This is a genomic window from Klenkia brasiliensis (assembly GCF_900100695.1).
Classification (GTDB): Bacteria; Actinomycetota; Actinomycetes; order Mycobacteriales; family Geodermatophilaceae; genus Klenkia; species Klenkia brasiliensis.
In genome coordinates this window covers 270,801-290,437 of sequence record NZ_FNCF01000005.1, presented here as the reverse complement: position 1 = coordinate 290,437, position 19,637 = coordinate 270,801, and the positions used below count along the sequence as shown (strand labels likewise).

The 19,637-nt window shown below is 76.5% G+C and carries 23 protein-coding genes; 8 read left to right on the top strand and 15 right to left on the bottom strand.

What is annotated here, in order from left to right:
- Positions 1-18 precede the first annotated feature (18 nt).
- From BLT39_RS16580 to BLT39_RS16560, 5 genes are read right to left on the bottom strand one after another with little or no spacing between them, the layout of a single operon-like run.
- Positions 19-708, bottom strand: coding sequence for a hypothetical protein (locus tag BLT39_RS16580; RefSeq protein ID WP_091065983.1), 690 nt, complete (start codon positions 706-708; stop codon positions 19-21).
- Positions 705-1,193 carry a pantetheine-phosphate adenylyltransferase gene (coaD, locus tag BLT39_RS16575; RefSeq protein ID WP_091065981.1) on the bottom strand — a complete coding sequence of 163 codons (489 nt, stop codon included), beginning with the start codon at positions 1,191-1,193 and terminating at the stop codon, positions 705-707. Before coaD ends, BLT39_RS16580 begins: the two co-directional genes overlap by 4 nt.
- A gap of 7 nt (positions 1,194-1,200) precedes the next feature.
- Positions 1,201-1,755, bottom strand: coding sequence for a 16S rRNA (guanine(966)-N(2))-methyltransferase RsmD (rsmD, locus tag BLT39_RS16570; RefSeq protein ID WP_091065978.1), 555 nt, complete (start codon positions 1,753-1,755; stop codon positions 1,201-1,203).
- Positions 1,752-3,959 (bottom strand): ATP-dependent DNA helicase RecG, encoded by a 2,208-nt coding sequence (gene recG / locus BLT39_RS16565; protein ID WP_091065975.1) that lies wholly within the window; start codon positions 3,957-3,959, stop codon positions 1,752-1,754. The genes rsmD and recG overlap by 4 nt, the downstream gene beginning before the upstream one ends.
- Before the next feature lies 1 nt (position 3,960).
- Entirely contained in the window at positions 3,961-5,604 is a 1,644-nt protein-coding gene (locus BLT39_RS16560) for a DAK2 domain-containing protein (protein ID WP_091066339.1), read from the bottom strand.
- A gap of 141 nt (positions 5,605-5,745) precedes the next feature.
- Between BLT39_RS16560 and rpmB the strand changes: the two genes are divergently transcribed.
- Entirely contained in the window at positions 5,746-5,937 is a 192-nt protein-coding gene (gene rpmB / locus BLT39_RS16555) for a 50S ribosomal protein L28 (RefSeq protein WP_091065972.1), read from the top strand.
- 91 nt (positions 5,938-6,028) lie between these two features.
- Positions 6,029-6,646 (top strand): TetR/AcrR family transcriptional regulator, encoded by a 618-nt coding sequence (locus BLT39_RS16550; RefSeq protein ID WP_091065970.1) that lies wholly within the window; start codon positions 6,029-6,031, stop codon positions 6,644-6,646.
- Here the strand turns inward: BLT39_RS16550 and BLT39_RS16545 are convergent.
- The 3 genes from BLT39_RS16545 to BLT39_RS16535 are packed head-to-tail and all read right to left on the bottom strand — an operon-like array spanning position 6,618 to position 8,774.
- Positions 6,618-7,262, bottom strand: coding sequence for a cytidylate kinase-like family protein (locus BLT39_RS16545; protein ID WP_091065967.1), 645 nt, complete (start codon positions 7,260-7,262; stop codon positions 6,618-6,620). The genes BLT39_RS16550 and BLT39_RS16545 overlap by 29 nt on opposite strands.
- A complete protein-coding gene (locus tag BLT39_RS16540; RefSeq protein WP_091065964.1) occupies positions 7,262-7,762 on the bottom strand; it encodes a GNAT family N-acetyltransferase in 501 nt (166 codons plus the stop codon). The genes BLT39_RS16545 and BLT39_RS16540 overlap by 1 nt, the downstream gene beginning before the upstream one ends.
- A complete protein-coding gene (locus BLT39_RS16535) occupies positions 7,749-8,774 on the bottom strand; it encodes a thiamine-phosphate kinase (protein ID WP_091065961.1) in 1,026 nt (341 codons plus the stop codon). The genes BLT39_RS16540 and BLT39_RS16535 overlap by 14 nt, the downstream gene beginning before the upstream one ends.
- An 83-nt stretch (positions 8,775-8,857) precedes the next feature.
- On the opposite strand from BLT39_RS16535, the gene BLT39_RS16530 reads away from it, so the two are divergent.
- The 3 genes from BLT39_RS16530 (at position 8,858) to BLT39_RS16515 (ending at position 10,249) form a co-directional block, all read left to right on the top strand.
- Complete coding sequence (locus tag BLT39_RS16530; protein WP_091065957.1) at positions 8,858-9,091, top strand: Lrp/AsnC ligand binding domain-containing protein; 234 nt, start codon at positions 8,858-8,860, stop codon at positions 9,089-9,091.
- Positions 9,092-9,359: 268 nt separating this feature from the next.
- Positions 9,360-9,869 carry a DUF3515 domain-containing protein gene (locus tag BLT39_RS16520; RefSeq protein WP_242658486.1) on the top strand — a complete coding sequence of 170 codons (510 nt, stop codon included), beginning with the start codon at positions 9,360-9,362 and terminating at the stop codon, positions 9,867-9,869.
- Entirely contained in the window at positions 9,866-10,249 is a 384-nt protein-coding gene (locus BLT39_RS16515; protein WP_091065949.1) for a YchJ family protein, read from the top strand. The genes BLT39_RS16520 and BLT39_RS16515 overlap by 4 nt, the downstream gene beginning before the upstream one ends.
- 136 nt (positions 10,250-10,385) lie before the next feature.
- Here BLT39_RS16515 and BLT39_RS16510 read toward each other — a convergent pair whose 3' ends face one another.
- Genes BLT39_RS16510 through BLT39_RS16485 form a run of 6 tightly spaced genes read right to left on the bottom strand, consistent with a single transcriptional unit; the run spans position 10,386 to position 15,333 of the window.
- Positions 10,386-11,030, bottom strand: coding sequence for a DUF7373 family lipoprotein (locus BLT39_RS16510; RefSeq protein ID WP_091065946.1), 645 nt, complete (start codon positions 11,028-11,030; stop codon positions 10,386-10,388).
- Positions 11,027-12,142: a D-alanine--D-alanine ligase family protein gene (locus BLT39_RS16505; RefSeq protein WP_091065945.1), complete on the bottom strand. Its 1,116-nt coding sequence runs from the start codon at positions 12,140-12,142 to the stop codon at positions 11,027-11,029. Before BLT39_RS16505 ends, BLT39_RS16510 begins: the two co-directional genes overlap by 4 nt.
- A 24-nt stretch (positions 12,143-12,166) precedes the next feature.
- Positions 12,167-13,300, bottom strand: coding sequence for a cystathionine gamma-lyase (locus tag BLT39_RS16500; protein ID WP_091065942.1), 1,134 nt, complete (start codon positions 13,298-13,300; stop codon positions 12,167-12,169).
- Positions 13,293-14,300 carry an NAD(P)H-dependent glycerol-3-phosphate dehydrogenase gene (locus BLT39_RS16495; RefSeq protein ID WP_091065939.1) on the bottom strand — a complete coding sequence of 336 codons (1,008 nt, stop codon included), beginning with the start codon at positions 14,298-14,300 and terminating at the stop codon, positions 13,293-13,295. The genes BLT39_RS16500 and BLT39_RS16495 overlap by 8 nt, the downstream gene beginning before the upstream one ends.
- Positions 14,297-15,097, bottom strand: coding sequence for a lysophospholipid acyltransferase family protein (locus tag BLT39_RS16490; RefSeq protein WP_242658485.1), 801 nt, complete (start codon positions 15,095-15,097; stop codon positions 14,297-14,299). The genes BLT39_RS16495 and BLT39_RS16490 overlap by 4 nt, the downstream gene beginning before the upstream one ends.
- A 56-nt stretch (positions 15,098-15,153) precedes the next feature.
- Complete coding sequence (locus BLT39_RS16485; RefSeq protein ID WP_131801502.1) at positions 15,154-15,333, bottom strand: hypothetical protein; 180 nt, start codon at positions 15,331-15,333, stop codon at positions 15,154-15,156.
- Between the two features lie 82 nt (positions 15,334-15,415).
- Here BLT39_RS16485 and cofC point away from each other — a divergent pair, with 82 nt between their 5' ends.
- The 3 genes from cofC to BLT39_RS16470 are packed head-to-tail and all read left to right on the top strand — an operon-like array spanning position 15,416 to position 19,047.
- Positions 15,416-16,030 carry a 2-phospho-L-lactate guanylyltransferase gene (cofC, locus tag BLT39_RS16480; protein WP_091066335.1) on the top strand — a complete coding sequence of 205 codons (615 nt, stop codon included), beginning with the start codon at positions 15,416-15,418 and terminating at the stop codon, positions 16,028-16,030.
- Positions 16,031-16,067: 37 nt separating this feature from the next.
- Positions 16,068-18,140, top strand: a complete 2,073-nt coding sequence (locus BLT39_RS16475; RefSeq protein ID WP_091065928.1) for an RNA degradosome polyphosphate kinase — start codon at positions 16,068-16,070, stop codon at positions 18,138-18,140.
- Positions 18,124-19,047: an NUDIX hydrolase gene (locus tag BLT39_RS16470; RefSeq protein ID WP_091065926.1), complete on the top strand. Its 924-nt coding sequence runs from the start codon at positions 18,124-18,126 to the stop codon at positions 19,045-19,047. Before BLT39_RS16475 ends, BLT39_RS16470 begins: the two co-directional genes overlap by 17 nt.
- Here BLT39_RS16470 and BLT39_RS16465 read toward each other — a convergent pair.
- A complete protein-coding gene (locus tag BLT39_RS16465) occupies positions 19,014-19,610 on the bottom strand; it encodes a copper resistance CopC family protein (protein ID WP_091065923.1) in 597 nt (198 codons plus the stop codon). The genes BLT39_RS16470 and BLT39_RS16465 overlap by 34 nt on opposite strands.
- Between the last annotated feature and the right edge of the window lie 27 nt (positions 19,611-19,637).

Below are 19,637 nucleotides of genomic sequence, written 5' to 3'. Positions count from 1 at the left end.
CGGGTGGGCGGGTGCCTCCTAGGGCTGGCGCAGCTGGGCGCGGGCGGCCTCGACGGAGCGCTGCATGTGGCCCAGCGTGGTGCCGAAGTCGGCCAGCCGGCTGTCGACGTACTCGTCGACCTCCGCGCGCATCCGGGCGACCTCGGCGGCGGTCTGCTCCCCCAGCTCGTCGGCCCGGTCGACCGCGCCGCGGTAGACCTCGGTCTCGGTGACCAGGCGGTCGTGCTCGGCCTGGCCGGCGGCGACCAGTGCCGCCTGCTGAGCGCGGCCCTCGGCGACCAGCTCGGCCTGCTGCCGGTCGGCCTCGGCCAGGATCCGGTCGGCCTCGGCCTCGGCGCGGGTGAGCAGGTCCTCGACCTCGGCCTGGGCCTGGGCGATGAGCTCGTCGCGCTGGCGGCGGGCGGTCCCGATGAGCTCGTCGCGCTGCCGCCGGGCGGTGCCCACCACCTGCTCGGCCTCGGTCCGCGTGCGGCCGGTGAGCCGCTCGGCCTCGGCCTGGGCCTGCTCGAGGATCTCGGTGCGCTGCTCGACGATGGCGCCGGCCTGCTGCACCTCCTCGGGCAACCCCTCGCGCAGGTCGTCCAGCAGGTCCAGCAGGTGGTCGCGGGGGACCATGCAGGACGAGGACATGGGCACGCTGCGGGCGTTCTCGATCAGCGACGCCAGCTCGTCGACGACCTCGTACAGCCGGTAGACCACCTCGGTCACGACTCCCCCTCCCGCTCGCGCCGGGCCACCAGCCGGGTGTTGACCTCGGCCGGCACCAGGTGCGAGACGTCGCCGCCGAACGCGGCGATCTGCTTGACCAGGCTGGAGGACAGGTGCCCGACCTGCGGCGCGGTGGGCACGAAGAGCGTCTCGACGCCGGCCAGCTCACGGTTCATCTGGGCCATCTGCAGCTCGTACTCGAAGTCCCCCACCGCGCGCAGGCCCTTCACCACGACGGGCACGTCGTGCTCGCGGCACCAGTTCACCAGCAGCCCCGAGAAGGAGTCGACGACGACGTTGGGCAGCCCCGCGGTGGCCGCGCGCAGCAGCTCCATCCGCTCCTCGACGTCGAACAGGCCGGCCTTGCCGGGGTTGACCAGCACCGCCACGACCAGCTCGTCGTAGAGCGCCGCGGCCCGGGTGATGACGTCGACGTGCCCGTTGGTGACCGGGTCGAAGGAGCCCGGGCAGACCGCTCTCCTCATGCTGACCTCACGCTGCGCGACCGTACCGGAGCAGGGCCTCCCCGTAGCGGCGGTCGCGCAGTCCCCGCAGGGGTGTCGGCCACTCCCACGGGTCCTCCCGGGCCGGCCGCTCGACCACCAGCACGGCGTCGGGTGCCAGCCAGCCGTGGGTGACCAGGGCGTCGAGCACGCCCAGGACGGCCTCCGGGGTCACGGCGTAGGGCGGGTCGGCCAGCACGAGGTCGAACGGCGCGGCGGCGGGGTGCGCGAGGACCGCGGGCACCGAGCCGCCGACCACCGATGCCCCGGGCAGCCCGACGGCGGCGATGTTGGCCCGCAGCACCGGCAGCACCCGCGGCCCGTTCTCCACGAGCACGACGTCGGCCGCCCCGCGGGACAGCGCCTCCAGCCCGAGCGCGCCGGAGCCGGCGTACAGGTCGAGCACCCGCGCACCCTCGAGGTCCAGCAGCGAGCCCAGCGAGTTGAACAGGCCCTCGCGGGCCCGGTCGCCGGTGGGCCGCACACCGGAGGTGGGCACCTTGAGCCGTCGTCCGCCCGCGGCGCCGGCGATGATCCGCGTCATGCCCGCTCGAGCCAGTCGGCGCGGTCACCGGCGTTCAGCGACGCGACGGCGGCGGCCAGCTCCGGGTGGGCGGCCAGGCCCAGGTCGGTCTCCAGCAGCGCGGCGGCCTCGGTGCGGGCGGCCGCGATGAGCTCCTCGTCGTGCAGCAGCGACAGCAGCTTGACCCCCGATCGCCGGCCGGACTGCGCCGCCCCGAGGACATCGCCCTCGCGGCGGGTCTCCAGGTCCAGCCGCGCCAGCTCGAACCCGTCGGTGGTCGAGGCCACCTGGGCCAGCCGGGTGCCGGTGGAGGACGACGTGGACAACTCGCTGACCAGCAGGCACAGCCCCGGGTGCTTGCCGCGCGCCACCCGCCCGCGCAGCTGGTGCAGCTGGCTGACCCCGAACCGGTCGGCGTCCATCACGACCATGACGGTCGCGTTGGGGACGTCGACGCCGACCTCGATGACGGTGGTGGCGACCAGGACGTCGACCTCGCGGGTGGCGAAGGCCCGCATCCGGGCGTCCTTCTCCTCGGGGGTGAGCCGGCCGTGCAGCACCTCGACCCGCAGGCCGGCCAGCGGACCGGAGGCCAGCGCCTCGGCGACGTCGAGGACGGCCAGCGGCGGGCGCCGGTCGGAGGTCTGCGCGGTCTCCGGCGGGGCGCCGTCGCCGGGGTCGGGGCCGTCGGGGCCCTCGGTCGCGCCCTTCCCCTCGTCGTCGCCGATGCGCGGGCAGACGACGTAGGCCTGCCGGCCGGCGGCGACCTCCTCGCGCACCCGGGCCCAGGCCCGGTCCAGCCAGGCCGGCTTCTCGGCCACCGGCACCACCGAGCTGGACACCCCGCCGCGGCCGGCGGGCAGCTGGCGCAGGGTGAGGGTCTCCAGGTCGCCGTAGACGGTCATCGCGACGGTGCGCGGGATGGGCGTCGCGGTCATGACCAGGACGTGCGGCGGCCGGGTGCCCTTGGCGCGCAGCCGGTCGCGCTGCTCGACGCCGAACCGGTGCTGCTCGTCGACCACCACCAGGCCCAGGTCGGCGAAGTCCACCCCCTCGGACAGCAGCGCGTGCGTGCCCACCACGATGCCGGCGCGGCCGTCGGCGACCTCGGCCAGCGCGGCGCGGCGGGCGGCGGCGCGCAGCGAGCCGGTGAGCAGGGTGACCCGGGTGCCGGCGGGGTCGCCGTCGATCTCGCCGGCCCGGCCCAGCGGGCCCAGCAGGGCCCCGATGCCGCGCGCGTGCTGCGCGGCGAGCACCTCGGTGGGCGCCAGCAGGGCGGCCTGCCCGCCGGCGTCGACGACCTGGGCCATGGCCCGCAGCGCCACCACCGTCTTGCCCGAGCCGACCTCGCCCTGCAGCAGCCGGTGCATGGGCTGCTCGCGGCCGATCTCGGCGGCGAGGGCCTCCCCGACCTCCCGCTGGCCGGCCGTGAGCTCGAAGGGCAGCGCCGCGTCGACGGCGTCGGCCAGGCCGCCGGTGCGGCGGGGCCGGGCGATGCCGGGCTCCAGGGCCGCGGCGCGGCGCCGCGCGGCGAGGGTGACCTGCAGGACCAGGGCCTCGTCCCACTTGAGCCGGTGGTCGGCCTGCTCGACGTCGTCGGGGGTCTCGGGGTGGTGCTTGAGCCAGATGGCCCGGGCCAGCGACATCAGCCCGTGCCGGGCGCGCACCTGCGCCGGGACCGGGTCGGCGGCCAGCAGCTGCTCGGCCGCGGCGGGGTCGCCGAGGACGAGCTTGAGCGACTTCTGCACCACCCAGCTGGAGACGCTCTTGCTGGCCGGGTAGATGGGCAGCATCGCGGTGGCCCACTCCTCGGCGTCGGTCGCCTCGTCGAGGACCTGGCAGTCGGGGTGGCTGAACTGCAGCTGGCCGTGCCAGCTGCCGACCGTGCCGGCGAACAGCCCCCAGGCACCGACCTCGAGCCGGGCGTGCCGGTGGTTGAAGAAGACCAGCCGCATCGAGCCGTCGCCGTCGCCCACGGTGACCTCGGTCAGCGAGCCGCGGCGGTTGCGCATCGGGCGGGTGTCGACCTTGCGCACCTGGCCGAGCACGGTGACGCGGTCGCCCACCTCGAGGTCGGTGAACCGGGTCATCTCCCCGCGCCGGGCGTACCGGCTGGGGTAGTGGCGCACCAGGTCGCGCACCGTGTGCAGCTCCAGCTCCTCGGCCATCGCCTTGGCGGTGCGGGTGCCGACCACCTTGCCCAGCGGGGTGTCCAGGTCCAGCACGTCACTCCACCCCGACCAGCAGCGCGCGGGCGCCCGGGCCCAGCGGGTGCACCGCCACCTCGACCGTGGGGTGCCGGGCCGCCAGGTGGGTGGCGGCGGCCTCGGCCAGCCGGCCACCGACCAGGGTGACCAGCTCGCCGCCGCCGGCCAGCAGCCGGTCCAGCAGCTCGCAGGTGACCGCCAGCTGGGCGGGGCCGACGACCACGACCTCGCCCTCGACCAGGCCGAGGGCGTCACCGGGGTGGCAGCGACCGGCCGAGGTCAGCGCCTCGTGCTCGGCGAGCACCACCTCGGCCCAGCGGGTCGCCGACGCGGCCTCGGTCATGGCGATGACGTCGTCGGAGAACCGCTGGCCGGGGTCGGCGACGGCGACGGCGGCCAGGCCCTGCACCGGGGAGCGCGTGGGCACCACGGCCACGTCCCGGCCCTCGCCGCGGGCCTGCACCGCGGCCCGGCCGGCCGGGCCGACCAGGGCCGGGTGGTCGGGCAGCAGCACGACCTCGGCCGCACCGGCCCCGAGCACGGCCGTGCGGACGGCGGCCTGCACCTCGGCGGCGACGCCGGTGTCGTCGGGCTCGGGCGGCACGGGGACGCCGAGCACCTGCACGCCCTCGCCGCCGAGCAGCTCGGCGACACCGGCTGCCGCGGGCCCGTCGGGCACCAGCGCGAGCACGGCGCGGGCCCCGGCGACCGGCGGGGCCACCTGCACCGGTGCGAGGGCGGTGACCGAGATGGAGTGCGGCCGGCCGGCGCGGATGCCGGCCTCGACCGCGGCGCCGACGTCGTGCACGTGGACGTGGACGTTCCACTCCCGGCCGGTGGGGGTGTCCACACCCACGACGACCAGGCAGTCGCCCAGCCACCCCAGCTCGGTGCGCAGCCGGGCGACGGCCTCCTCGTCGGAGTCGGCCAGCAGGAACTGCACCTCGCTGCCGGCGTCGGCCGCCGGCTGGTGCAGGTGCGCGGGGACCGCCCGGGCGCGCCGCCCGGACCGGCGGGCCAGCGGCGGGCGGTCGGGCTCGGTTCCGGTGACGGTGGTGACCAGTGCGTCGAGGACGACGCACCACCCGGCGCCCCCGGCGTCCACGACCCCGGCGTCGCGGAGCGCGGCCAGCTGGTCGGTGGTGCCGTGCAGCGCCCGGCGGGCGCCGTCGGCGGCGGCGCGGACCACCTCGCCCAGCCCTGCCCGGCCCTCCTCGACCGCGGCGGCCGCGGCCTCGGCGCTGCGCCGGGCGACGGTGAGGAAGGTGCCCTCGGCGGGCTCGGCGACCGCGGCGTAGGCCTCGCGCGCGGCACGCAGCAGGGCGCGGGCCACGGCGGCGCCGTCGGCCGGCCCGCGGCCGGCGAGGTCGTCGGCCAGGCCCCGCAGCAGCTGGGCGAGGATGGCCCCGGAGTTCCCCCGGGCACCCAGCACCGCGCCGCGCGCCCACCGCGCCCACACCGACCCGGTGACCGAGCCGTCGGAGCCGCCCTCGCCGACGGCGTCGGCCGCGGCGCGGGCGGTGAGCAGCAGGTTGGTGCCCGTGTCGCCGTCGGGGACGGGGAAGACGTTGAGGTCGTCGAGCTCCCCGCGGGAGGCGCGCAGCGCGTCGGCGGCGGCGCGGCTCCAGCGGCCGACCGCGGCGTCGTCCAGCGCCGTGAGCACGTGCCGGAGGCTACCGGTGGCCACCGACACCCCGGGGCCGGCGGACAGCGCCGGGGCCGACCGGCTACAGTGGACGAGTTGTCCGCGCGGGTGGCTCGTTCCCTGCGCCCACGAAATCTTGTCTTCCAGGAGTGATCGACCATGGCTGCCGTCTGCGACGTGTGTGGCAAGGGCCCCGGGTTCGGCATGTCGGTGTCCCACTCGCACCGCCGCACGCCGCGCCGTTGGAACCCGAACATCCAGTCCGTGCGGGCCGTCCTCGGCAACGGCACGCGCAAGCGCGTGAACGCCTGCACCAGCTGCATCCGGGCCGGGAAGCTCACCCGCGCCTGACCTGCACCACCGCACCTCCCCAACGACCCCGGTCGCCCTCGGCGGCCGGGGTCGTCGGCGTCCGGGGCGGGCTCACCCCTAGAGTCGACCGGTGCAGTTCCGCCGTGACCCCGAGCCCGAACCCGACGCCCCGCTCCGTCCGGGCCGCCGCCGCGACCCCGCCGTGGACTCCTCCGTGCGCACCGCCGTCCTGGAGCTGCTGGCCGAGCGGGGCTGGGACGGGCTGTCGATGGACGCCGTCGCCAGCCGGGCCGGCGTGGGCAAGGCGAGCATGTACCGCCGCTGGTCCTCGCGGGTGCAGATGGTCGCCGAGACCATCGCCGAGGCCGACCGCGGCCAGGTGACCGTGCCGTCCACCGGGTCGCTGCGGGAGGACCTGCTGGAGGTCGTCGGCGCCATGGTGGCCTCGCTGAACGGCCCGGTCGGCGCCGCCGCCCGCGCCGTCGTCGGCGTGCTGCCGCACGAGCCCGACCTGGCCGTGGCGTTCCGCGCGGGGTCGGCCGGCATCTGGGAGGACGCCTTCGTGCAGGTCTTCACCGCCGCGGTCGCCCGGGGCGAGGTCGACCCCGCCCGGCTGGGCACCGTGGCCGGCGAGGCCGGCCCGGCGGTGGTCATGCAGCGCTGGCTGGTGCTGGGCCGGCCGCTGGACGACGACCTGGTGCGCGACGTCGTCGACCGGGTCATGCTCCCGCTGCTGGCTCCCCGCTGATCCCCCGCGCCCGCGCGGCGGCGACCACCAGGTCGACCACCAGGTCGTGGTCGAAGGCGGTGGAGTCGACCACCAGGTGGTAGTGGCGCGCCTCGGCCGGGTCGCACCGGTGGTAGTGCCGCACGTAGGCCGAGCGGGCCCGGTCGGCGGCCTGCAGCTCGCGGCGCACCTCGTCGGCCGGGCGGCCCAGGTGGGCCACGGCGGCCGCGAGCCGGCGCTCGGGCGGCCCGTCGAGGCGCACGTGCAGGGCGTCGGGCCGGTCGCGCAGCACCATCGCCGCGGCCCGGCCCAGGACGACGCCGCCGGCCCCGTCGGCGATGTCGGTGACCACCCGCTCGGTCTGCAGCCGGAAGGCGCGCTCGTCGGGGACGCCGGCGTCGGGCAGCACCCCGCCGACGGGGTCGGGCATCGAGCCCAGGGACGCCACCACCCGCCACAGGCCGCGCACCACGCTCTCGTCGGCGGCCTCGGCCTCCTCGACGGGCACGCCGAGCCGCAGCGCCACCTGCGCCGGGATGACCCGGTCGTGGAAGGGCAGACCCAGCCGCTGCGCGACCGCCGGCGCGATCTCCGCGCCCCCGCAGCCGAACGTGGCCGACACCGTGACGACACCCATCAGGACCCCTCCTCCGGGACGACGGCGAGCTGCTTGCCGAGGAACACCGCGCCGGGGGCGTCGGCGTAGACGCCGTACCCGGCGACCGGTGTGTACCCGGCGCGCGCGTAGAGCGCCAGCGCCTCGGGCTGCTTGTCCCCGGTGTTGAGCACCACCCGCCGGTGGCCGGCCGCGGCCGCGGTGGCCTCCAGCCGGGACAGCACCGTCTCCGCGACACCCTGACGGCGGGCGTGCGGCGCGACGTACATCCGCTTGACCTCCACCGTGCCCGGGGCGTGCACCCGCCAGGCGCCGCAGCCCACCGCCCGGCCGCCGACCTCGGCCACCAGCAGCAGGCCGCGCGGCGGCAGCACCTCGGCCGGGTCGACCTCCATCGCGTCGCGGCCGCCGTAGCGGACGACGTACTCCTGCTGCACGGCCTCGACGAGCTCGGCCACCTGCGGGTCGTCGTAGCCGGCGGGCCGCAGCACCAGCCGCGTCGAGGTCTCAGAAGTGGACATGCCCGGCGCCCTCCCCCAGCCCCTCGGCGACGTCGGCGGCACCGACGCCGTCGACCAGCACACGGGGGGCGCCGTCCTCGACCACCCCGATGCGCACGAACCCGGCCGGCAGGTCCGCCGCGGCCGGGAAGGTGGCCAGCAGCGCGTGGTCCTCCCCACCGGTGAGCACCCAGCCCAGCGGGTTGCCGCCCACCGCCGCGGCGACCTGGGCCAGCGGCCCGGCCGGGTCGACGAAGGACTCCAGCGTGCCGCGGTCCAGGTGCAGCACCACGCCCGAGGCGTCCGCGATGTGCCCGGCATCGGCGAGCAGGCCGTCGCTGACGTCGCACATGGCGGTGGCGCCGGCGTCGGCGGCGGCCGGCCCGGCCGCGTAGGGCGGCTCGGGACGGCGGTGCGCGGCGACGGCGGCGTGCGGGGAGGTGAACCCGCGGCGCAGCACCGCCCAGCCGCACGCCGACCAGCCCAACCGCCCGGCCACCGCCACGACGTCCCCCGGCCGGGCCCCGCCCCGGGTGACCGGCGCCCGGCCCTGCAGGTCGCCGAGCGCGGTCACCGACAGCACCACGGCGTCGCTGCCGGGGGCGCTGGCGACCGTGTCGCCGCCGACCACCGCGGCGCCGTGCGGCGCGCACTCCTCGGCCATGCCGGTGGCCACGCCCTCCAGCCAGGCGGTGGGGGTGTCGGCGGGGCAGGCCAGGCCGACCAGCAGCGCGGTGGGCACCGCGCCCATCGCGGCGACGTCGGCCAGGTTCGCCGCGGCGGCCTTGTGCCCGACGTCCTCGGGCGAGGACCAGTCGCGCCGGAAGTGCCGGCCCTCGACCAGGACGTCGCACGCGGCGACCACCCGGGCATCGGGGGCGCGCACGACCGCGGCGTCGTCGCCGGGGCCGACCTCGGCCGCGGCGGCCGTGCCGGCCCGGGCGACCACCCGGTCGATGACGCCGAACTCGCCGACCGACCCGACGGTGTCGGCGGTGCCGGTGCGGGGGCCGTGCGGCCGGGGGCGCGTCACCGGTCACCCCGGTGCGCTGGGGTACGTTGCCGTCCGGCCCGCCCACCGGCGGTGCCGACGTCCTGCCCGAGGAGGGAACTGCTGTGGTCCACGCCTACATCCTGATCCAGACCGAGGTCGGCAAGGCCGCCGCGGTCGCCCAGACCATCAGCGGCATCGCCGGCGTCACCAAGGCCGAGGACGTCACCGGCCCCTACGACGTCATCGTCCGCGCCGAGGCCGGCTCGGTCGACGAGCTGGGCCGCCTGGTCGTGGCCCGGGTGCAGTCGGTCGACGGCATCACCCGCACCCTGACCTGCCCGGTCGTCAACCTCTGAGGTCCCTCCCCTGAGCAACGACCCGGGCACCACCCCCGACGGGCCGGACCCCGGTCCCGACGAGGCGCCGGAGGCCACGGAGGCACCGGAGGCACCGGAGGCACCGGAGGCACCGGAGGCACCGGAGGCACCGGAGGCACCGGAGGCACCGGAGGCACCGGAGGCACCGGAGGCCACGGAAGCACGGGAGGCACCGGCCCCCCGGACGACGGACCCGACCCGCCGCGCCGCGCTGGTGGCGACGGCGGTCGCGGTCCCGGTGGTCGTGGTGCTGCTCGTGCTGATCCGGCTGTTCGGCCCCGGCAGCGGGGACGATGGCTCCGGCGACGGCCCGGTCGCCGACGTCTCCGGCGCCACCCCCAGCCAGCGCGACGACAGCCCGGTCGAGGTCGAGACCCCCGAGATCACCCCCGAGGCCGACGCCGCCTGCCCCGCGCTGATGAGCCAGCTGCCGCTGGAGGTCGTCGGGGAGACGAGTCGACGTGTCGACTCCGACTCCCCCTACGTCTACGCCTGGGGCGACCCGGCGTCGGTGCTGGTCTGCGGCGCCGACGCCCCCGCAGGCTTCGTCGTCGGCGGCCCCCAGCTCATCGAGATCAACGGCGTGCAGTGGTTCGTGGACACCACCGACCCGACGGTCAACGTGTTCACCGGGGTCGACCGGACGGTGCCCGTGCAGATCTCGGTGCCGTCGAGCACCGACGCTGCCCTGGTCACCGCCCTCAGCCCCACCATCGCCGCGACGATCCCGTTCACCGAGCCGCAGCCCGCCGGATGAGCCCGCGGCGCTGCCCGTGCGGCACGGGGCTGACCTACGACGAGTGCTGCGGCCCGGTGCACGCCGGTGCCGCCGCACCCTCCGCCGAGGCGCTGATGCGGTCCCGGTACAGCGCCTTCGCCGTCGGCGACGCCGCCTACCTGCTGGCCACGTGGCACCCGCGCACCCGCCCGGCCGACCTGGAGCTGGACGACGACACCCGCTGGACCGGCCTGGAGATCCTGGCGGTCGAGGGCGGCGGGCTGCTGGCCGCCGAGGGCGTGGTGGAGTTCCGCGCCTCCTACCGGCGCGACGGCGAGGCGGGCGCCCAGCAGGAGCGCAGCCGCTTCACCCGGGTCGAGGGCCGCTGGGTGTACCTGGACGGCGTCACCACCGCCTGAGCCCGGCCCGGTCGGCGCGCGGGCAGGCGGTCACCGCCCAGCCATCCGGTCACCGCGTGCACCGACCGCATCGCTGCCACCTGACCGGGTGCGCGCCAGGTGACCGCACCGCTGCGGGGTGACCGGGTGGGTGGGGTCAGCCGCGGGGCAGGCGCTGCAGCTGCTGGTCGACGAGGTCGTCGACCTGGGCGAGCGCGTCCTCGGTGTCGGCGGAGACGACCGCGACCGAGACGGTGAACGGGCCGTGCGCGCACCAGGCGAACGCGGCCGGCCCGGTCAGCCGGGTGTCCTCGGCGGGGTCCTCGACGGTCAGCGTCGCGCAGCCGTCGGGCAGGTGCTCGGGGTCGCGGTCGGGGTTGCCGCCGTAGTAATCGGTGTCGTTGCGGGCCAGGTCGTCGGCGTAGGAGGCCGCGCCGTCCGGGCCCTCGAACTGGTCGACGAAGACCGACGTCAGGTCCTCGTCGGCGCCCCAGAAGCGCTCCCACCCCCAGCGGTAGCCGTACTCGGTGAGCACCTGCTCCTCGCGGTCGGCGTCCTCGGCGTAGCCGGCGACGTCGGCCAGGGACTTGGGGCCGGCGGGCGGGTCCAGCTCGTCGTCGGGCACCTGGGGCCGCCCCGACGGCACGTCGGTGACGACCAGGTCGCCGAGGCCGTCGACGGCGCCGGGCAGCGGGCCCACGTCCGCGGTGGCGGCCGAGGTCGCCGAGCCGGGCACCGCGTCCGAGCAGCCCGTCAGCGAGGCCAGCGACACCAGCACCAGGAGGCCGCGGGAGGGGCTCACCCCTCGGCCAGCGCGCCGGCCACCAGCCGGTCGACCAGCGTCGGGTAGTCCACGCCGGAGGCGGCCCACATCCGCGGGAACATCGAGATGGGGGTGAAGCCGGGCATGGTGTTGACCTCGTTGACGACCAGCCGGTCGGCACCGGTGGCCGGGTCGGTGCCCAGGAAGAAGTCGACCCGGGCCAGCCCCCGGCAGTCCAGCGCCAGGAACGCCCGGCGGGAGACCTCCTGCACCGCGGCCGTCTGCTCGGGGGTGAGGTCGGCGGGGACGTCGAAGTCCACCGCGTCGTCGAGGTACTTCGCGTCGAAGTCGTACCAGTCGACGCCCGCGCGCAGCCGGATCTCGGCGGGCAGGCTGGTCTCGGGCAGCCCGCCGCCGACACCGGCGAGCACCCCGCACTCCACCTCGCGGCCCGGGACGGCGGCCTCGACCACGACCTTGGTGTCGACCGCGGCGGCGGTGGCCACGGCGGCGTCGAAGTCGGCCCAGTCGGCGACCTTGGTGATGCCGATGCTGGAGCCGGCGCGGGAGGGCTTGACGAACACCGGCAGGCCCAGCCGGTCGCGGTGCTCCTGGGTCAGCGCCGCCGGGTCCGTGGTCAGCGCGCCGGCGGCGTCGCGCAGCACGACGTGGTCGCCCTGCTCGATGCCGGCGGCGGTGAGCAGCTTCTTGGTGAACTCCTTGTCCATGCTCGCCGCGGAGGCGAACACGCCCGAGCCGACGTAGGGCAGGCCGCTCATCTCCAGCAGGCCCTGGATGGTGCCGTCCTCGCCGTAGGCCCCGTGCAGCACGGGGAACACGACGTCGACGTCGGTCAGCCGGCCGAAGGCCTCGCCGGGTTCGAGCACCGACAGGCCGCGCCCGCCCGGGTCGCCCACCAGGGAGACCGCCGTCCCGCCGGTGACCTCGGGCAGCCGGCCGCCCTCGATGGCCAGTGGCCCGCCGTCGTGCAGCACCCAGCCGCCCTCGCGGGTGATGCCGACCGGCACCACCTCGTAGCGGGCGGGGTCCAGCGCCGCCATCACGCTGCCCGCGGACACGCACGAGATGGCGTGCTCCGCGCTCCGTCCACCGAAGACGACGGCGACCCTGGTCCTGCGTGTCTCGGTCATCGCAGGCGACCCTATCGGGCCGGGTCAGACCAGCGTGTCCAGCGCGCGGGCGAGGTCGGCGACCACGTCCGCGGTGTCCTCGATGCCGCAGGAGAACCGCACGAACCCCTCGGCGACGGCGTCCCCGCCCCACTGCGCGCGGCGGTCGACGGTGGAGTGCACGCCGCCGAAGCTGGTCGCGGCCAGCCAGAGGTCGCTGGCCCGCACCAGGGCGTGCACCGCGGCCTCGTCGGCCAGGGTCGCCGACACCACCCCGTTCATCCGCAGCATCTGCCGGGACGCCAGCTCGAAGGAGGGGTCCCCGGGCCGACCCGGCCAGCGGACGCCGGTGACCGCCGGGTGGTCGGCGAGCAGGTCGGCGACGGCGGCCGCGGTGGTGGCCTGGCGGGCCAGCCGCAGGTCCAGCGTCGACAGCGACCGGTGCGCCAGCCAGGCGTCGAAGGCGCCCGGGCCGTTGCCGGTGCGGTCGCGCCAGGCCTTGATGCGGGTGTGCAGCGCCCGCCCCCGCTCGGTGCGCGCGGCGCTGACGTGCCCCATGAGCAGGTCGCTGTGGCCGGTCAGGGCCTTGGTGTCGGCAGCCAGCACCAGGTCCGCGCCGAGCGCGAGCGGCCGCTGCCCGAGCGGGGTCGCGGTGGTGTTGTCGACCGCGAGCACGGCACCGGAGGCCTGGGTGGCGGCGGCGACGGCGGCGATGTCGCAGACGTCGAGCTCGGGGTTGGACGGCGTCTCCAGCAGCACGAACGCCGCGCCGTCGAGGTCACCGCGGGCGGCGACCTCGGCGATCTGCAGCGTCGGGACCTGCTGCACCTCGATGCCGAACCGGGTCAGCTCGCCCTCGCCGAACGCCCGGGTCTGGTAGTAGCCGTCGCTGGGGACCACGACCCGGTCGCCCGCCCCGGCCACGGCCAGGACGGCGGCGCTGATGGCGGCCATGCCGGTGGCGAAGACCAGGCACTCCCCGCCGTCGAGGTCCCCGACCGCGCGCTCGAGCACCCGCAGCGTGGGGTGGCCGGGCCGGGCGTAGAAGTCGGTCGCGTAGGGGTCCTCGGCCAGGTGGTACGGGGCGGCGAACACCGGCGAGGGCCGCAGCGGGGCCCCCGGGGTGACCGGCTCGTCGCCGCCGCGCACGACCCGCGTGCCGTCGCCGAGCTCACTCACTCTTGGCCTCCCGGCTCATGATCTCCCGCACCATCTGCACCGGTGACTCCCCCTCATGGCACACCCGGACGACGGCCTCGGTGATGGGCACGTCGACCCCGTGGGCCTGGGCCAGGTCCAGCACCGAGCGGCAGGACTTCACGCCCTCGGCGGTCTGCCGGGTCGCCGCCACCGTCTCCTCGATGCTCATCCCCCGGCCCAGGTGCTCGCCGAACGTGCGGTTGCGCGACAGCGGGGAGGAGCAGGTCGCGACCAGGTCGCCCAGCCCGGCCAGCCCGGCGAAGGTCAGCGGGTCCGCGCCCAGCGCCTGGCCCAGCCGGGCGGTCTCGGCGAGCCCGCGGGTGATCAGGGAGGCCCGGGTGTTGTCGCCGAACCCGAGCCCCTCGGCCACGCCGGCGGCCAGCGCGATGACGTTCTTCACCGCCCCGCCCAGCTCGCAGCCCACGACGTCGGGGTTGGTGTAGGGCCGGAAGTAGCGGGTGTGGCAGGCGGCCTGCAGGGCCTCGGCCCGGTCGGTGTCGGCGCAGGCGATGACCGTCGCCGAGGGCTGCTCCTCGGCGATCTCGCGGGCCAGGTTGGGCCCGCTGAGCACCGCGACCCGGTCGGGGTGGGCGCCGGTGACCTCGCAGACCACCTCGCTCATCCGCCGCGTGGTGCCCAGCTCGATGCCCTTCATGAGCGACAGCAGGGTGGCGTCGGCGGGCACCAGGTGGGCCCAGTCGGCGAGGTTCTCGCGCAGCGACTGCGACGGGATCGACAGCACCACCAGGTCCGCGCCGTCCAGGGCCCGGGCGGCGTCGTCGGTGGCGGTGACGCCGTCGGGCAGCCGGACGCCGGGCAGGTAGTCGGCGTTCTCCCGGTCGGCGGTGATCGCGGCGGCGAGCTCGGGCCGTCGGGCGAAGAGGGTGACCTCGGAGCCGGCGTCGGCGAGCACCTTGGCGAACGTCGTCCCCCAGCTGCCCGCGCTGAGCACCGCCGCCCGGGCCACGGCGCGGGTCACGCGGCGCCCGCCGACCCGGGCAGGTCGCCCGCGGTGCGGCCCGGCCGCGGGTGCACCGCCACCGGCGGGGTGGTGCCGCGGACCTCGCCCAGCTGGGCGCGGACCCGGCCCATCATCCGGTCGGTGGCCTCGCGCAGCAGGTCGGCGGTGATCGGCCGGCCCTCGCGCACCTGGGCGCGCAGGTCGGAGAGGTCGACCGGCTCCCCGACCAGGTAGTCGGCCCGGGTGCGCAGCCGCAGGTGCAGCTGCTTGGTGTGGTAGTCGTGCACCCGCTGCGGGCCCCACTGCGCCAGCGGGACGACGACGGCGTCGCTGGTCAGCGCCAGGCGCGCGGCGCCGGTGCGCGGCTGCATGGGCCACCAGTCGGGGTCGCGGGTGACCGAGCCCTCGGGGTAGATCACCACGGCCTCGCCGTCGGCCAGCGCCTGCTCGGCGGCCCGCATGGAGCTCTGCGCCGCGGAGGTGCCGCGGTGCACCGGGATCTGGCCGGCCGACCGCAGGATGGTGCCGGCCAGGCCCTTGAACACCGCGTCCTTGGCGAGGAACCGGGGCACGCGGCCGGCGTCGTAGAGCAGCATCGCGCAGGCCAGCGGGTCCAGCACCGACACGTGGTTGGCGACCACCAGGACGCCGCCGGTGGCCGGGATCCGCTCGGCGTGCCGCAGCCGGAGGTCGTAGAGCAGGCCCGCGACCGGCCAGACCACGTACAGGCACATCCGCAGCGACCAGGTCAGCGGTGGGCGCGGCCGCCACCGCCGGCGCGGCCACCGGCTGCCCGGGGCGACGTCGGAATCCACCCGGTCAGTCTGCCCCGTTCCCCCGCACCGACCGGCAGCAACCCGCGCCGCGCGGCTCAGCCGCCCCCGCCGCCTCCCCCGCCCAGCATCCAGGAGTGGCGGTTGACCGCGCCCCGGGCGTCGCCCGGCGACGCCCCGGGGTCGACGGCGTAGAAGCCGGCGCGGCGCCGCCGCAGTCCCCGGACCAGCAGGGCGACCAGCGCGACCACCACCAGGACGACGACCGCAGCCACCATGGGCGCACCGTAGGGCCTGGTCGGGCCGGGGGCGAGGGCGTTCACCCACAGTTCACCCGGCACCGTGTGGGAGCGTGGGGACGTGCAGCGCTGGTCGGTCGTCGTCCCCGCCAAGCGGCTGGCCGTGGCGAAGACCCGGCTCGGCCCGACCGGCACCCGCGCTGCCCACGAGGACCTGGTGCTGGCCATGCTGGGCGACACCCTCGACGCGGTGGCCGGCTGCGCCGCGGTGGGCTCGGCCTGGGTGGTCACCGACGACCCGCGCGCCGCGGCGGTGGCCGCCGCGGCCGGTGCCCGGGTGCTGGCCGACCCGCCGGCCGGGGGGCTGGACGCCGCCCTCCGCCACGGCGCCGCCGCCGCCGGGAACCCGCTGGTGGCGACCCTGCACTCGGACCTGCCCGCGCTGCGCGCGGACGAGCTCGCGGCCGCGCTGGGGGCCGCGGCCGCCCACCGGCGGTCCTTCGTGGCCGACGCCGAGGGCACCGGGACGACGCTGCTGGCGGTCACCGACGGCCTCCTGGAGCCGGCCTTCGGGCCCGGCTCCGCGGCCGCGCACACGGCGTCCGGGGCGGTGGCCCTGCCCGGCGGCTGGCCGGGCCTGCGGCGCGACGTCGACACCCCCGCGCACCTCGCCGAGGCCCAGCGGCTGGGCACCGGACCGCGCACCCGGGCGGCGCTGCGCCCGGCCTGCGCGTGATCACCGGCCGTTCACCGGCGTAGGCCAAGATGTCGGGGTGCCCGACACGCCGACCGAGACGGCTCCCCCCGCCCCGCAGCACCCCGACCGCTTCCTGAACCGGGAGCTGTCCTGGCTGGACTTCAACGCCCGCGTGCTGGAGCTGGCCGAGGACGAGGGCGCCCCGCTGCTGGAGCGGGTGAAGTTCCTGGCGATCTTCGCCAGCAACCTCGACGAGTTCTACATGGTGCGCATCGCCGGGCTCAAGCGCCGGCAGAGCACCGGTCTCACCGTCCGCTCCCCCGACGGGCTGACCATCCGCGAGCAGCTGGCGCGCATCTCTGACCGCACGCAGGAGCTCGTCGCCCGGCACGCCGGGGTCTTCGTCGACGACGTGCTGCCGCGGCTGGAGGAGAACGGCATCCGGATCGTGCACTGGGACCAGGTCGGCGACGGCGAGTCGATGCGGCTGCGCGAGTACTTCCGCGACCAGGTCTTCCCGGTGCTCACCCCGCTGGCCGTCGACCCCGCGCACCCCTTCCCCTACATCTCGGGCCTGTCGCTGAACCTGGCGGTGTCGGTGCGCGACCCCGAGACGGGGGCACCGCGCTTCGCCCGCGTCAAGGTGCCCGACAACGTGCCGCGCTTCGTCCCGGTGCACACCGAGGACGACCAGTCGGTCTACCTGCCGCTGGAGGACCTCATCTCCGCGCACATCGGGCAGCTGTTCCCCGGCCTGGACGTCATCGACCAGCACGTCTTCCGGGTGACCCGCAACGCCGACGTCGAGGTCGAGGAGGACCGCGACGAGGACCTGCTGCAGGCGCTGGAGCGGGAGCTGCAGCGCCGCCGGTTCGGCCCCGCCGTCCGGCTCGAGGTCACCGACTCGATGGACCCGCAGATCCTCGACGTCCTCATGCACGAGCTCGAGGTGTCCCCCACCGACGTGCTGCACGTGCCGGGCCTGCTCGACCTCGCCTCGCTCATGGCGCTGTACGGGCTGGACCGGCCCGAGCTGAAGGACGAGCCCTTCGTGCCGGGCACGCACCCGCGGCTCTCCGACGGCGAGAGCCCCAAGAGCGTGTTCGCCACCCTGCGCGAGGGCGACGTGCTGCTGCACCACCCCTACGACTCCTTCGCCACCAGCGTGCAGCGCTTCATCGAGCAGGCCGCGGCCGACCCGAACGTGCTGGCGATCAAGCAGACCCTCTACCGCACCTCGGGTGACTCCCCGATCGTGCAGGCGCTCATCGAGGCGGCCGAGGCCGGCAAGCAGGTCGTCGTCCTGGTGGAGATCAAGGCCCGCTTCGACGAGGAGGCCAACATCAGCTGGGCCAAGACGCTGGAGCGCGCCGGCTGCCACGTCGTCTACGGCCTGGTGGGCCTGAAGACGCACTGCAAGACCGCGCTGGTGGTCCGCCGGGAGAACGGCGTCCTGCGGCGGTACTGCCACATCGGCACCGGCAACTACAACCCCAAGACCGCGCGCATCTACGAGGACCTCGGCATCCTGACCGCCGACCCGCGCGTCGGTGCCGACCTGACCGACCTGTTCAACACCCTCACCGGCTACTCCCGGCAGACCACCTACCGGTCGCTGCTGGTGGCCCCGCACGGCATCCGGGCCGGGCTGCTGGAGAAGATCCGCCGCGAGGCGCGGCACGCCGCCGAGGGCCGGCCGTCCGGGATCCGGATCAAGGTGAACTCCCTCGTCGACGAGGAGCTGATCGACGCCCTCTACGAGGCCTCGGCCGCCGGGGTGCCGGTGGAGCTGTGGATCCGCGGCATCTGCGCGCTGCGGCCGGGGGTGCCGGGCCTGTCGGAGAACATCCGGGTGCGCTCGATCGTGGGCCGGTTCCTGGAGCACTCCCGGGTCATCCACGTCGCCAACGACGGGACGCCGGAGTGGTGGCTGGGCAGCTCGGACCTCATGCACCGCAACCTGGACCGCCGCGTGGAGGTCCTGCTCCGGGTGGGCGACCAGCACGCCGCCGACCAGCTGCAGCGGATGTTCGACGGCGCGATGGCCGACGACGTCCGCAGCTTCCAGCTCGGCGCGGACGGCCGCTGGACGCAGACCGGGGAGCACGACTTCCAGGCGCGGGTCATGGCCGGTGAGCTCGCTGGCTGAGCGCCTGCAGCCGGCCGCCGGCGGCGCCGTCTGGCGGACGGGCCCCGGCGGGGTGCTGGAGACCGCCGTGGTGCACCGGCCCAAGTACGACGACTGGTCGCTGCCGAAGGGCAAGCTGGACGACGGGGAGCACCCGCTGCAGGCCGCCGTGCGCGAGGTCGGCGAGGAGACCGGGCTGGCCGTGGCGGTCGGGCGGCGCAGCGTGCAGACCCGCTACGCCCACAAGCACGGCCCCAAGCGGGTCGACTACTGGACGATGCAGCACGTGGCCGGTGAGTTCGCGGTCAACGACGAGGTCGACGAGCTGCGCTGGCTGCCGGTGCCGGAGGCCTCCCAGCTGGTCACCCACCCGCACGACGCCGCGGTGCTGGCCGACCTGGCCCGCACCGACGTGCCGCGCACGCCCAGCCTGCTGCTGGTCCGGCACGCCAGCGCCGGGGAGCGCGGCGACTTCGCCGGGCCGGACGACGAGCGCCCGCTGGACGCCCGGGGCCGGGCGCAGGCCGCCCGGCTGGCGCAGGTGCTCCCCGCCTTCGGCCCCACCGAGGTGCTCGCCGCGCCACCGGTGCGCTGCGCGCAGACGATGGCCCCGCTGGCCCGGGCGCTGGGCCTGGAGGTCGGCAGCGTCCCGGAGCTGGGCGAGGACGGCTTCGGCGACGACCCGCAGGCCGGCATCGACCGGGTGGAGGCCTGGCTGGAGCAGCGCCGCGGGCCCGGCGTCACGGTGGTCTGCAGCCAGGGCGGGGCGATCCCGTCGGTGCTGATGGCGCTGGGCGTGCGGTTCCCGGGCACGACGGGGTCGCTGTGGCCGCCGGCGGCGAAGGGCAGCGTGTGGGTGCTGGGCGGTCGGCCCGGCCGGCTGCTGGCCGACTACTACCGCGACTTCCCCGCCGACCCCGACGCCTGACGGCGCCGGACCAGCCACACCACCGCCCCGACGACGGCGAGGCCCAGCAGGACCGGGACGACCCGCACCAGCAGGTTCGGCCCGTCCTCGGGCGCGGTGGCGGCGGCCTCGCTGGGCTCGGCCGGGCTCGGCGCGGCGCTCGGGGCGACGCTCGGGGTGACGGGGGCCCGGGTCGTCGTCGGCGCCTGGGTGGTGGGCACGGGGCCGGCGTAGGTGAAGACGTAGCTGCCCTCGAGCCGGTGGCCGTCGGCGGAGGTGACCGCCCAGGTGACGGTGTGCGCGCCGGTCGCGGTGGGGGTGACGGGGGCGGTGACGGCGCTGCCGTCGGCGGTGGCCGCCGCGGTGCCCACCGGGGCGCCGTCCGGGCCGGTGACGACGACGTCGGGGCCCCGGACCGTGCCGCTGAAGGTGAGCACGACCGCCGCGAGCGGGTCGGTCACCGTGGCGCCCTCGGCGGGCGCGGTGCTGCTCAGGCCGGAGTGGGCGGCGGCGCTGCCGGCGCCGAGCAGCCACAGCGGCAGGGCGAGCAGGCCGAGCAGCAGGGCGCGGGGGCGGTGGGTCACAGGGGTCCTCTCCTGGGTGTCACCTGT